The organism is Neoroseomonas terrae (assembly GCF_018129025.1).
Taxonomy (GTDB): Bacteria; Pseudomonadota; Alphaproteobacteria; order Acetobacterales; family Acetobacteraceae; genus Neoroseomonas; species Neoroseomonas terrae.
In genome coordinates, this window is record NZ_JAAEDI010000008.1 from 97,815 (window position 1) to 110,388 (window position 12,574).

Consider the following 12,574-nt stretch of genomic DNA (forward strand, 5'->3'; position numbering starts at 1 on the left):
GTCAGAACAATTCCATCAGGCGCGCATGGTCGAGTTCGGCCGGCGCGCCCTCGAAGATGAACTTCCCCGACCGCATCACCAGCACGCGGTCGGAGACGGCGAAGGCTTCGCGCACATTCTGTTCCACCAGCAGGATCGACATGCCCCGCGACTCGCGCAGCGCGGCGATCGGGCGGATCAGATCCTGGAACAGTTTGGGTGCGAGGCCGATGGAAGGCTCGTCCAGCAGCAGCACCTTCGGGCGGGTCAGCAGGGCGCGGCCGATCGACACCATCTGCTGCTGGCCGCCGGAGAGTGTGCCGGCGCGACGGGTGCGGAATTCCTTGATGCGGGGCAGCACCTCGAGCACTTCGTCGATGCGTTCGCGCTGGCCGGATTTCGGTACCCCGGCCGACCACAAAGCGAGGCCGAAGATCTCCTCCACCGTCAGGTCGGGGAAGACGCCGCGGCCTTCCGGAACCAGCGCGACCCCGGCTGCGCCGAGCGCCGCCGGCGTGAACCCGGGCAACGTATCCCCGAAGATGCGGACGTTGCCGGCGGAAGGCCGATGCAGGCCGAACAGCACGCGCAGCAGCGTCGATTTGCCGGCACCGTTATGGCCGATCATGCACAGGATCTCGCCGGCGCGCAGGGTCAGCGAGACGTCCTGGAGCACCTCGCGCCCGCCATAGCCGGCAGACAGGCCAAGGGCCTCGATGGCGATGGGGGTCACGCGGCCTCCTGCGGGCGGTCGCCGAAATAGATGGCGGCGAGCGCCGGGTCCTTGAGGATGGCGTCGGGATCGCCCTCGGCCAGTACCTTGCCCTGGTCGAGGAAGGCGATGCGGTTCGACAGTTCCACGACGACGTCGAGATTGTGCTCGATCAGGCAGATCGCCACGCCACGCGCCTGCGCGTCCTTGAGCAACTGGCCGAAGCGCGTGCGGGAGGCGAGGTCGAGGCCGGAGGCGGGCTCATCGAGCAGCCAGATGTCGGCCTCGGCCGCGAGGATGCGGGCCATGGAGAGGAATTTGCGCTCGGCATAGGCGAGGTCGATCGCGCGGGCGCGCGCCAGGGCGGATAGGCCTGTCGCCTCCAGCGCCGCATCGGCGCGGGCCTCACGGGCGCGCCGCGCCGTGCTGCCGCCGGGCTGCCAGAACCAGGACGCCGTCTCGGTGGCGGCCAGCACGTTCTCCCGCACCGTCATGTGCGTGAACAGCCGCAGGTCCTGGAAGGACCGCGCGACGCCGAGGCGCGCCACCTGCCATGGCTTCAACCCCATGATCGGCTTGCCGCGGATGGCAGCCGTGCCGGAATCCGCGCGCAGATTGCCGGTGATGAGATTGAAGGTCGTCGTCTTGCCGGCGCCGTTGGGCCCGACCAGCGCCGTGACGGCACCGGCATGCAGCGTCAGCGACACGCCCGCCACCGCCTGCACGCCGCCGAAGGATCGGGAGAGGTTCTCCGTGCGAAGGACCTCGGTCGTCATGCCGTGGCCCTCCCCTTGGAGAGGTCGCCGACCAGGCCCGCGGGCCGGAAGATCATCAGCAGCGTCATGGCGAGGCCGTAGACGATCTGCTGCACCGCCCCGACCTCGGTCGGCGGAATGAAGGGAATGAAGGCGAGGCCGGAGGGCAGCGACAGCAGTATGATCGCACCGACCAGCGGCCCCCACAGCGTGCCCGTGCCGCCGATGATCACCATCGCCATCACCAGCACCGACTGGTCCATGGTGAAGGATTCGACGTTCACGAAGGACAGGTGCAGCGCGAACAGCGCACCGCCGATGCCCGCCCCGGCGCAGGCGAAGGCCATGGCGAGCGTCTTCGCCGCCGCGACATTCTTGCCGAGCGCCTCCGCCGCGCTCTCCGCATCGCGCAGCGCCTGCAGGGTGCGGCCGAAGGCGCCGCGCTGGAGCAGGGCGGTGGCGAGCAGGATCAGCGCGAGCGCGACCAGCGCGAGGGGCAGCACGCTGACCTCCACGCCGAACAGCGTCGGGCGGGGAATGTTGACCAGCCCGCCAATGCCACCCGTCAGCGGCTTGGCTTCCGAGAACAGCGTCACCGCCATCATCTGAAGCCCCATCGAGGCGGCGACGAAATACTCGCCACGCACGCGCAGCGCGGGCAAGGCGAGGCAGAGCGAAAGCCCGCCCGCCACGACAGCACCCGCGAGGCAGGCCAGCAGCGGATCCGGGATCAGCAGCAGCGCGACCTGCGCGCCGGCATAGGCGCCGAGCCCGAAGAACACCGCGTGGGCGACGGAGAAGATCCCCGCATAGCCGACGATGAAGTTCAGCGTCGCGGCGAGGATGGCGAAGATCGCGACGATGGTCGCGAGATTGGCAGCATAGGCGATCATCGCGTCTGGGCCACCCCGAAGATTCCGCTCGGGCGGAAGATGATGAACGCGAACAGGACGAGGAAGGACACGCCCTCGGCCCATTGCGTGTCGACGAACTGGAGTGCCACGGATTCCGCGACGCCCAGCATCAGTCCGGCCAGCGCCGCCCCGCGCAGCGACCCCACCCCGCCAACGATCGTCGCGGCCATCGAGATGAGCATGACGTGATGGCCCACCGCTTCGTTCAGGCCGGTGGTCATCGCGGTCAGGATCGCCGCTGGCGCCGCCATGGCCGAGCCCAGAGCGAAGGCCAGCATCGACAGCCGGTTGGAGGACAGGCCGTAAGCGCGCAGCAGGTCCGGATTCTGCGCCAGCGCGCGCAGCCCGACGCCCGCATGGGTGCGCGTCAGGAAGGCGGAGAGCGCCACGAACAGGACGATGGCGACGGCGATCGCGATCCAGAAGATCGGCGCCAGGAAGACGTCCGGCAGCACCTCATTCGCCATGGACAGCGGCGTATCGACCGAGGCGAAGCCGCGCCCCGCGATCATGCCGATCAGGTTCTGCACCACCACCGCGACGCCGAAGGCCGCGACGAAGACGGTGAAGAAGGATCCCTCGTGCCGCTGGATCGGCCGGTAGACGAAGCGTTCCATGCCGAGGCCGAAGACCACTGCGGCCGCGATGGCCGCGAGCGCGCCGGGCCAGGGCTGGCCGGCGTTCCAGAAATACAGGAACACATAGCCGGCGATGGCGAAGGTCGCGCCATGGGCGAAGTGGAAGATGCGGGTCGCGCCGAAGATCAGCGCGAAGCCCGCGGCGGTCAGCGCATACAGGGCCCCGGTCTGGAGGCCCTGCAGCAGAAGCTGGAGAAACAGCACGTCAGGCGATCGGGACGACGCGCCCGCCGCGGATCTCGTTCACCTGGATCTCCGCTGACATGTCGCCCTTGTCGTCGAAGGTGGCCTTGCCGCCGACCAGGTCGAATTCCCGCACGCGCAGCAGGGTGCGGCGCAGATTCTCGCCATTCACCTCGGCGCCCTCGGCCTCCAGCTCCTTCGCCAGCAGGGCGAACAGGCGGACCGCGTTGTAGTAGTTCGCGTTGTAGGTGCCGGGGTCCGACCCGTACTTCGCCTTGAAGTCGGTCGCGAAGCGGCGCGTGACCTCGGACCCGCCCGTGTAGTCGAACTTCTGGCTCGTGAAGATCACGCCTTCGGCTTCCGGCATGGCGGTCACGGTCGGGATCGACAGCGCGGAATAGCCGACCAGCGGCACGCGGATGCCGTTGTCGCGCATCCCCTTGATGATCTGCGCCTGCTGCGCGCCGAAGGACGCGATGTAGACCGCATCAGGCCGCGACTGGCGCACGCGGGCGGCGACCGGGCCGAATTGCTGCGCGGTGCGCGGGACGGAGAAGCTGCCGACGAGTTCCCCGCCCGCCTTGGGCAGTTCCGTGCGCAGCAGCCCGAGGATCGCGTCGCCCAGCGGGTCGTCCACATAGACCAGGGCGATGCGCTTGAGGTTGCGGCCCATCAGGAAGGGGATGAAGGCCTGCGTCTCGAGATGCGCGAGGGGGATGACGTTCCAGAAATAGGGCGACAGGCCCGACAGGTCCGGACCCACGGCGCCGCCGTTCACGGCGATGGTCTTCGCGCGGTCGGCCACGGGAGCGACGGCCTTGGACACGGCGGTGAAGCCGACCAGCACGTAATGCGCCTTGTCGACATTCACGAGCTTCGTCATGCCGATGACGCCCTGCTGCGGCAGGGCCTGCGTATCCTCGGCCTGGATGCGCATCGGGCGGCGCAGCATGTTGTCCGCGCGGGCGTGTTCGATGGCCAGCGCCGCGCCGTTGGTGAACAGCGTGCCGTATTCGGCGTTCGGGCCGCTCATCGGAAACAGCGTGCCGATCACATAGGGATCGGTGGCCTGGGCCAGCGACGGATGGGCGAAGGGCGCGGCAAGCGCCGTGCCCAACAGGGCGCGGCGCGCGATCTGCGGACCGGACATGAACGGAACTCCCGAGAAGGTTTGGCTTGTTAAGCCCAGCATTCCGTCCGGCTGCGGCGCCTGTCAACCGTGGGGAAGGCGGAGGCCCGGTTCGTCCCATTCCATCGCTACCAGCTTCCCGGTGGTCGACAGCGTGATGTAGGCGGTGCGCATGTCGGCGCCGCCGAAGCAGATGTTGGTCGGCATGCGTTCGGGCATCTTCACGACGCGGAGGATCTCGCCGGCGGGGGAAACGGTGGTGATCTCCCCGGCCACCAGAGTCGCGACGATGATGTTGCCGGAGGCGGCGATCGCCAGACTGTCGAGTCGGCGGAAGCCGGGGAACTGGCAGATCACGCGCCCCCCGGCGGTGGACGGCCATGCGGCCTTGGAGAGCTTACCGGGCGCTTCCACGTCCCATGCCCAGAGCCGGCCCGTCTCGGTCTCCGCCACATAGACCGTCTTGCCGTCAGGGCTGATGCCGATGCCGTTGGCGCCGCCGAAGATGGGGAAGGCGGCCTCGACCGCGCCGGAGCCATCCGCCTTCGCGTAGTAGGCGCCGCCATGGTCACGGTCGCGCGCGCGGACCTTGCCGAGGTCGGAGAACCAGAAGCCGCCATGGGCATCGAACATCAGGTCGTTCGGGCCGCGCAGGGGCCGGCCGTCGATGGCGCGGACCAGTGTCTCGACACCGCCCGATGCCGGGTCGATGCGTTCGATCCGCCCGCCCGAATAATCGGCCGACTGGAAGCCCGGGCGCAGCAGGCCCGGCTCCTCATGCCAGGAGAAGCCACCGTTGTTGCAGAGGTACAGCATGCCCTTCGGGCCGAGCGCGAGGCCGTTCGGCCCGCCGGTCACGGTGGCGATCGTGGTCTTCTCGCCCTTCTCGGTCACGCGGGTGATGCGGCGGGATTCGATCTCGACCAGGGCGATGGAGCCGTCCGGCATGCAGACCGGCCCTTCGGGGAAGCGCAGGCCGTCGGTGACGACGCGCAGATCGGGCGATTCGATGGTGGCGGCCATTGGCGGTTCCTTCCCCTTGCGGAGGGATGATGGCGCGGTCCGGCCACGCTGCGAAGCCTTGACGAAGTCGCCCTGTCACCGGAGCGTTCGGGGATGACCGCACCTGATCCCGTGACGCTCTCCGTCCTCGACAATCGATTTCGCGCCATCGTGGAGGAGATGGGGGAGGCGATGCTGCGCACCGCCTATTCCCAGATCCTGAACTCCTCGCGCGACTTCTCGATCGCGATCTGCGACGGCCAGGCGCGGCTGCTGGCGCAGGCGGACCACATCCCCATCCATGTCGGCGCCATGCCCTTCGCGGTGAAGGCGGTGCTGGATGCCTTCGGCGATTCCATCGTCGATGGCGACATCTACCTGCTGAACGATCCGTACCATGGCGGGTCGCATTTGCCTGACCTCACGATCATCGTGCCGGTCTTCGCGGATGGGCGGCCGATCTTCTATTCGGTGGTCCGCGCGCATCACACCGACATCGGCGGCGGCACGCATGGCGCCTACAACCCGGCGGCCACCGAGATTTTTCAGGAAGGGCTGCGCCTGCCGCCGATCCTGCTCGGGCAGGGGCGCGTCGCGCGGGCCGACCTGGTGCGGATGATCGTGACGAACACGCGCCTGCCGCGCGAAGTCCGCGGCGACCTGATGGCGATGATCGGCGCGGCGCATCTGGGCGAGAAGCGGCTGCTGTCGGTGCTGGACAAGCACGGCGCGACGGAGACGGAGGCCGCCGTCGCGGCGATCCTGTCGCTGTCGGAAGCGCATGCGCGGCGCATCATCGGAAGCTGGAAGGACGGGAGCTGGAAGGGCGAGGCCTTCCTCGACGATGACGGGTTCGGGCGGCAGGACATCGCCATTCGCGCGACGGTGACGAAGCAGAGTGACTCGATCGTCGTGGACCTGACGGAGTCCGATCCGCAGGTGCCGTCCTTCCTCAATTCCTCCTGGCCCAACACGGCGAGCGCGGTGCGGATGGCGATCGCCTTCCTGCTCGACCCCGAGGTCGCGAAGAACGACGGCTGCTTCCGGCCGATCGAGATCATCGCCAAGGAAGGCACCATCGTCCTGCCGCGCGACGGCGCGCCGGTTACGATGTGCACCTCCCACTGCTCGAACGAGATCTGCGAGGCGGTGGTCAAGGCGCTGGCGAATGCCTGCCCGGATCGCGCGATGGGCGGCTGGGGACGGCGGTATCGCATCGCCATCAAGGGCAGCGATGCACGGCGGCCGGGGCGGTCCTTCGTGTGGCACCTGTTCCACGCCCGGCCGGGCGGCGGCGGGTCCTCGCAGGGCGATGGGTGGTCGACGGCGGGCGAGTGGCATTCCGCCGGTGGGCTCAAGTTTGGCAGCGTCGAGATGGCCGAGGCGCGCTTCCCGCTGTTCTTCGCCAAGCACGAATTCCGGCCGGGAAGCGCCGGTGACGGCACGTTCCGCGGCGGCCTCGGCGGCGAGCTGCTGATGCGGCTGGAGACGGACGGGCCGGCGGTCGCGAACACCGCCGGCGACGGCGTGCGCTACGGAGCGGCGGGGATGCTCGGCGGCGAGGATGCGGCGCCACATCACTACACGCTGGACCGCGCGGACGGCACGTCGCGCGACCTGAAGACCAAGGAAGTCGGCATTCCGCTCGCGCCGGGTGACACGCTGCATGTGCGCGCGGGTGGCGGCGGTGGCTGGGGGCCGCCGGAGAAGCGCGATCCGGCCGCGCGGGCGCGCGATGCCGAGGAGGGGTTGCTGTGAGGGCGGGTGCAAAGGTCGGGGGGAGAGAACTCCCCCCGAACCCCCCTCCTTTTTTTGTCTATTGGCGCCCGGCCCCCGACGTCAGTCTCCAGCAGATAGAAAAAGGAGGGGGCTCGGGGGAGTTCTCTCCCCCGATCTTTCTTCCTTCAGGATATTGCGCATGACCTACCGTATCGGCGTCGATGTCGGCGGCACCTTCACCGATGTGGTCTGCGTGGCCGCGGATGGCGTGACGACGCTCGCCAAGGCGTCTTCCACGCCGGCTGACCAGAGCGAGGGCGTGGTGAATGGCCTCGCGGTGCTGGCGGAGCGGCTGGGGCTGGCGCTGCGGGATCTGCTCGCGCGCACCGAACGCATCGTCCATGGCACCACCGTCGCGACGAACGCCTTGCTGGAACGCAAGGGGGCGAAGGTCGCGATGTTGACCACCGAAGGGCATCGCGACGTCATCGAGATGCGCGAGGGGCTGAAGCCCGAGCGCTACGATTTGCGCCTGCCGGCCGCGCCCGCGCTGGTGCCGCGGCGGTTGCGCCTGCCGGTGGCGGAACGCATCCGCCCGGATGGCACGGTGGAGGCGGCGCTCGATCGTGCCTCGCTGGACGCGGCAATCGCGACGTTGAAGGCGGAGAATGTCGAGGCGGTCGCCGTCTGCTTCCTGCACGCCTGGCGCGACGACAGCCATGAGCGTGAGGCGGCGGAGGCGGTGCGCGCGGCGCTGCCGGGCGTGTTCGTCACGACTTCGGCGGAGGTGCTGCCGCAGATCAAGGAGTTCGAGCGCTTCTCGACCGCCTGCGTGAACGCCTATGTCGGGCCGATCGTGTCGCGGTATCTCGCGCGGCTGCGTGGGCGGCTCAGCGATGCGGGCTACAACGGGCCGGTCTTCGTCATCCTGTCGCATGGCGGCGTGGCGCCGGTCGAGGAAGCGGCGCGGCTGGCCGCGGGCACCGCGCTGTCGGGACCGGCGGGCGGTGTCGCGGCGGGCGTCGCGCTGGCGGAACGCGGGCTGGGGCAGGACCTCATCACCTTCGATGTCGGCGGCACCTCCACCGACATCGCGCTGATCCAGGATGGGGAGGCCGCGCTGGGTCGCGGCCGGACCGTGGCCGGGGAGAGGATCGCGCTGGAGAGCCTGGACATCGTGACGCTCGGCGCGGGCGGCGGGTCGATCGGGCATGTGGGCGCGAGCGGCACGCTGCAGGTCGGGCCGCGCAGCGCGGGCGCGGTGCCGGGGCCGGTTGCCTATGGGCAGGGCGGGACGGAACCGGCGGTGACGGACGCCAATCTCGTGCTTGGCTATCTCGACCCGGACAACTTCCTGGGCGGGGCGCGCAAGCTCGATCGGGACGGCGCGCTGGCGGCCTTCGGGCGGCTCGGCGGGACGCTCGGGCTTGATGCCATGGCGACGGCGGAGGGCGTGCATCGGCTCGCCAATATCCGCATGGCCGACGGCATCCGCGTCGCGACGGTGCGGCGGGGCGTCGATCCGCGCGACTTCACCCTGCTCGCCTTCGGGGGCGCGGCGGGACTGCATGCCTCGGCGGTGGCACGGGAACTCGGCATGCGGCGGGTTGCGGTGCCGGTCTTTGCGGCCGGGCTGTCCGCCTGGGGCATGCTGCACACCGATCTGCGCTACGAGATGGCGCGCAGCGAGATCAACACCGGTGGTGTGCCGGATGACACGACGCTCCACGCCATCTGGGCCGGGCTGGAATCGGAAGGCCGCGCCCGCGTCGCCTCCTGGTTCGGTGGCGAGGTCGAGACGAAGCGCGCCGCGGACATGCGCTATGGCGAGCAGGTCTTCGAGATCGCCGTGCCGCTGGAGGCCGTGGAGTGGGAGGCACCTGGCCTGACGGGCCGCGTGACCGACGCCTTCCATGCGCGCCATGAAACGCTGTTCACCTATGCCTTGCGGGAGGAGGAGGTTGTGCTGGTGAATGCCCGCCTCGCCGTCATCGGTCGTTTGCCGCCCATGGCGGCGCCCGAGGCGGCGGCGGCCGGCGCGGCCGCCTCGCCCTTCGCGACGCGCCAGGCGTGGATCGATGGGGTGGAGCAGGACCTGCCGGTGTTCGACTTCGGCGCCCTGACGCCGATGCAACAGGTGGCGGGGCCGGCGATCGTCGAGAGCGATACGACGACCGTGCTTCTGCTCGCGGGGGACACCGCGCGGATGAACGGGCAGGGGTGGCTGGACGTAACGGTCGGTTGAGGGTGCAAGGGGCGGCGGGAATGGAACGGGCTTTGCCCTCTCCAGGCATCGATATTTCCGCTGTCGAGTTGGAGGGGCTTTGCCCCCTCATAGTCCCCTTTACCGAACCGTTGGATACGGCGTTGATGAGATCGCGGCTAGTCTCATCGGCGCCGTTCGCGAAGGCGCCGCCCGCCTGGAGCATGGCCATGAGGTGGCCGACCAGTTCGATCCCGGGAGGGTAGTCCGGCCCGTCGCCTCGATGCCGTTGTGGGTGGCCCAGCGGGCGAAGCGCCAGAGGTTGAAATGCCGGTGCGCGCCCGCCTCCAGCATCCCGAGGACCGCGCGCCACGCCGCCGACGGCGCGAGGTTCAGCCGCCCCGGCACGGCGACGACGCCGGCCGATCGTTGGCTGAAGCTAAGTCGGCGCCCGCAACAACGTCGACGGCGCTATCCCGTACCGCGCCTTGAACAGAAGCGCGAAATGGCTGGCATTGGCATACCCGACATTGAGCGCGGCCTGCGCCACGGGCGTATTCCTCTCCACCAGCGCCCGGTGCGCCACGCGCAGCCGGATCACGGTCAGGTGCTCAATGACCGTCGTGCCGAACTGCGTCCTGAAGCCGCTCTTGAGCTTCCGTTCATTCAGCCCGACCCGCCGGGCGAGGTCGCGAATGCACCACGGTTCGGCCGGCGCCGCCTCCAGCAGGTCGCGCGCTTCTTCGACCCGCCGCCGGTCGCGTGCCGAGCAGCAGCAATCGGGGGGGCGGCGGATCGCCTCCAGGCTGGCCTCCAGGATCTCGACCGCGCCGCGCGCGGCCTGAAGCCGAGCCGCGCCGGACGACAGACCGGCGGCGAGCAGCCCCCCGGCGGTCCGCGCAAGCGATTCCGGCGTATGGAAGGCGCCGACCCAAAGGCCCGGCTGGCATTCGCGGCAGAGCCGGTGATCGCGGTCAGCGCCCCGCATCGACGCCAGCGCGTCGAGGCCGGCGAGACAATCCGGCGTGGCATGCAGTTCGACGGCGCGGAAGGGCTGGCCGACTGTCTCCCATAGGGTCCGGTCATGTTGCTGCCAGCGCAGCAGGGTGACCTGGCCGTGCGTCCGCGCAATGGGACAGCCGGCGTCGCACCCACTGCAGCGCTCGTTCCGCAGGCTGCCTGCGAGAAGGACCACGATGCCGAGCCCCGCCCGCCCCGTCATGATCCCCTCCGACGCATCATGAAGGGTCAGCGAGAACCCCGGATGAACGTCCAACCGGCGCATGGGCGCGGCCTCGGCGCGCGCGGCCAGTTGCCCCTGCCACGGAGGAGACCGCGAAGATTGGCCTGCAAGACACTCGATCGCCACTTGCACACCGCCTAAGTAAGAATGATTCGCAATACCACGATGTTACACCGCGTCCACCATCGAAGTTTGTCCGGATCCCAGCCAGGCCGGCACCGTTTCCGTTAGCGCACGCGCACGCGGTCCTGTCGCGTGGGTCCCACGATGCCAGCATCCGACGGCAGCGCCGCCCCGCACGCCGTGCCGATCAGCCTTCACTGGCGCTGGGCCGATGGGCGCAACGGCCGACCCTTCGACGCCCGATCCCTGACCGATGCCGAGCATGAGGCGGCAAACCGCTTTCGCCGCGCCGAGGACGCCGCGCTATGGCGCGAGAGCCGCTTCCTCATGCGTGTCGTGCTGGCTGACCGGATCGGCGTGTTGCCCTTGAGCCTACGCTTCGAGTCCGGCCCCCATGGCAAGCCGATGCTCCAAGGGGCGGGGCGCGAGCGATGGCGCTTCAACCTCGCGCATTCTCGCCAACTGGCCGTGCTTGCGGTGAGTGATGATCCGGCGGTGGATCTCGGCATTGACCTGGAATGGCTGCACCGGCGCGTGTCGTCAGACCTGATCCGCGGCGCGACCGCGGCGGAGGAACGGGCTTTCCTGGTCAACCTGCCGCCGGCAAGCCGCGCCGCATGGTTTCTCCGCCTGTGGACGCAGAAGGAGAGCGTCCTGAAGGCCGATGGCGCCGGGTTGTCGGTGCCGCCCGCCGAGGTCGTGTTCGACATGCCGCACGCCAGGCTGCGGCGACTGCCGAGCCGGTTAGGCAGCGCCGAGGCATTCGCCGTGCATGACGTGTCGGCTCCGCCCGGCCACGTTGCGACGCTGACGGTCCGGGACAGATGGCGACGACCGATTGCCGTCCGGTCTGCAACCGAATGAACAGCGCGGCCGGTAGGACCCGGGCGCTACGGTGCCCGAACCGCCCTGATCGCGGCCGATGGGGTGAGCCCGTAGCGCCGCCGGAACATCTCCGCGAAATGGCTGGGGTTGGCGTATCCCACGGCCAGCGCCGCCTCCGTCACGCTCGCGCCCTGCTGGGTCATCATGCGATAGGCGCGTTCCAGCCGGACCTCCTGCAGGAAGGCGTTGACCGAGGTGTTGAAGCGGGCCCGGAAACCGGCCTTCAGCCGCTTCTCCCCGATTCCTGCGCGCCGCGCGAGGGTCGCAATCGTCCACGGCTCGGCGGGCGACGACAGGATCAGCCGCCGCGCCTCGCGCAACGGCTCCAACTCCCGCTCCGGCACGCTGCGCTGATCGGGCGGCGTGCGGATCAGTTCGGCGGCGATGAACAGCATGTCGAGGGCCGCGCCCTCCAGCGCCAGGTCGCCTGCGACGGCGATGTCGGTCATGCGGCTGGCGGTCGCGGCCAGCATCGCGAGCCGCTCCGGGGTCCGCAACAGGCCGACCCAGGCGACGTCGAGCGCGACATGGCACAGCGGATGTTCGGCATCCGTCGCGCGGAGCGGCTCAAGCAGGCCGATCTCGGCAAGGAAGTCCGGCTCCATCCGCAGTTCGACCGCCCGGAAGCGGGAATGCGGCGGCAGGCGCGTCCGCCCCAGCACGGGCCCGTCGGAGAAGCAGAAATAGGTCATGCCCCCCGCATACGTGAGCGGACGCGCGGCGGCCGGTTCCGCCGGAAGATGCACCCAGCTCTGGCCCGCACCCTCCAGCAGCACCGTGGTGGTCAGGCCGGCCGGAACCTCCCCGGCTTCCGGCGATCCTTCGATAACCGTGATGTCATAGAGTCCGAGATAGAACCCCGGGCGGATGCACAGGCGCCGGCATTGCCCCGCCAGGACCTCCGAGCCGCGAAGCCGGTTCTCGATCTCGGCGCGCGCATCGGCGGACAGTTCCGCCGGTTGGGCATGGCGCAGGCCACGTTCCTCGATGGTGAGGGCGGACAGGTCGGGGCGATGGTTGGACATGCGATCACATAAATGAGAATGCGACGCATTATCAAATAGAGTTGTCGTGTGGCCGGCCCAGTTG

At 69.5% G+C, this 12,574-nt stretch carries 11 protein-coding genes; 3 read left to right on the forward strand and 8 right to left on the reverse strand.

From position 1 onward, the window contains the following. Position 1: 1 nt before the first annotated feature. From GXW78_RS09130 to GXW78_RS09155, 6 genes are all read right to left on the reverse strand, one after another. Entirely contained in the window at positions 2-712 is a 711-nt protein-coding gene (locus GXW78_RS09130; RefSeq protein ID WP_211868069.1) for a branched-chain amino acid ABC transporter ATP-binding protein, read from the reverse strand. Then, positions 709-1,467, reverse strand: a complete 759-nt coding sequence (locus tag GXW78_RS09135) for an ABC transporter ATP-binding protein (protein WP_211868071.1) — start codon at positions 1,465-1,467, stop codon at positions 709-711. The genes GXW78_RS09130 and GXW78_RS09135 overlap by 4 nt, the downstream gene beginning before the upstream one ends. Next, positions 1,464-2,339 carry a branched-chain amino acid ABC transporter permease gene (locus GXW78_RS09140; protein WP_211868073.1) on the reverse strand — a complete coding sequence of 292 codons (876 nt, stop codon included), beginning with the start codon at positions 2,337-2,339 and terminating at the stop codon, positions 1,464-1,466. The genes GXW78_RS09135 and GXW78_RS09140 overlap by 4 nt, the downstream gene beginning before the upstream one ends. Further along, entirely contained in the window at positions 2,336-3,202 is an 867-nt protein-coding gene (locus tag GXW78_RS09145) for a branched-chain amino acid ABC transporter permease (RefSeq protein WP_211868075.1), read from the reverse strand. The genes GXW78_RS09140 and GXW78_RS09145 overlap by 4 nt, the downstream gene beginning before the upstream one ends. A gap of 1 nt (position 3,203) precedes the next feature. Beyond that, a complete protein-coding gene (locus GXW78_RS09150) occupies positions 3,204-4,331 on the reverse strand; it encodes an ABC transporter substrate-binding protein (protein ID WP_211868078.1) in 1,128 nt (375 codons plus the stop codon). 63 nt (positions 4,332-4,394) lie between these two features. Then, positions 4,395-5,333 carry an SMP-30/gluconolactonase/LRE family protein gene (locus GXW78_RS09155; RefSeq protein ID WP_211868080.1) on the reverse strand — a complete coding sequence of 313 codons (939 nt, stop codon included), beginning with the start codon at positions 5,331-5,333 and terminating at the stop codon, positions 4,395-4,397. A 93-nt stretch (positions 5,334-5,426) separates the two neighbouring features. On the opposite strand from GXW78_RS09155, the gene GXW78_RS09160 reads away from it, so the two are divergent. Next, positions 5,427-7,070, forward strand: coding sequence for a hydantoinase B/oxoprolinase family protein (locus GXW78_RS09160; protein WP_211868082.1), 1,644 nt, complete (start codon positions 5,427-5,429; stop codon positions 7,068-7,070). A gap of 160 nt (positions 7,071-7,230) precedes the next feature. Then, complete coding sequence (locus GXW78_RS09165) at positions 7,231-9,276, forward strand: hydantoinase/oxoprolinase family protein (protein WP_211868084.1); 2,046 nt, start codon at positions 7,231-7,233, stop codon at positions 9,274-9,276. Between the two features lie 397 nt (positions 9,277-9,673). Here GXW78_RS09165 and GXW78_RS28460 read toward each other — a convergent pair whose 3' ends face one another. Beyond that, positions 9,674-10,609, reverse strand: a complete 936-nt coding sequence (locus tag GXW78_RS28460; RefSeq protein WP_211868086.1) for a helix-turn-helix transcriptional regulator — start codon at positions 10,607-10,609, stop codon at positions 9,674-9,676. Between the two features lie 135 nt (positions 10,610-10,744). Here GXW78_RS28460 and GXW78_RS09175 point away from each other — a divergent pair, with 135 nt between their 5' ends. Further along, the gene (locus GXW78_RS09175; protein WP_408904174.1) at positions 10,745-11,464 is read left to right on the forward strand and encodes a 4'-phosphopantetheinyl transferase family protein; all 720 of its coding nucleotides are present in this window, start codon (positions 10,745-10,747) and stop codon (positions 11,462-11,464) included. A gap of 26 nt (positions 11,465-11,490) precedes the next feature. Here the strand turns inward: GXW78_RS09175 and GXW78_RS09180 are convergent, their stop codons facing one another. Beyond that, on the reverse strand, positions 11,491-12,510 hold the full coding sequence (locus GXW78_RS09180; RefSeq protein ID WP_211868090.1) for a helix-turn-helix transcriptional regulator: 1,020 nt from the start codon (positions 12,508-12,510) through the stop codon (positions 11,491-11,493). Between the last annotated feature and the right edge of the window lie 64 nt (positions 12,511-12,574).

Bases quoted from the DNA above. Each gene is read 5' to 3' on its own strand.
- GXW78_RS09175 (WP_408904174.1), top strand. From the start codon at position 10,745: ATGCCAGCATCCGACGGCAGCGCCGCCCCGCACGCCGTGCCGATCAGC.
- GXW78_RS09140 (WP_211868073.1), bottom strand. From the start codon at position 2,339: ATGATCGCCTATGCTGCCAATCTCGCGACCATCGTCGCGATCTTCGCC.
- GXW78_RS09180 (WP_211868090.1), bottom strand. From the start codon at position 12,510: ATGTCCAACCATCGCCCCGACCTGTCCGCCCTCACCATCGAGGAACGT.
- GXW78_RS09135 (WP_211868071.1), bottom strand. From the start codon at position 1,467: ATGACGACCGAGGTCCTTCGCACGGAGAACCTCTCCCGATCCTTCGGC.
- GXW78_RS09160 (WP_211868082.1), top strand. From the start codon at position 5,427: ATGACCGCACCTGATCCCGTGACGCTCTCCGTCCTCGACAATCGATTT.
- GXW78_RS09155 (WP_211868080.1), bottom strand. From the start codon at position 5,333: ATGGCCGCCACCATCGAATCGCCCGATCTGCGCGTCGTCACCGACGGC.
- GXW78_RS09150 (WP_211868078.1), bottom strand. From the start codon at position 4,331: ATGTCCGGTCCGCAGATCGCGCGCCGCGCCCTGTTGGGCACGGCGCTT.
- GXW78_RS09165 (WP_211868084.1), top strand. From the start codon at position 7,231: ATGACCTACCGTATCGGCGTCGATGTCGGCGGCACCTTCACCGATGTG.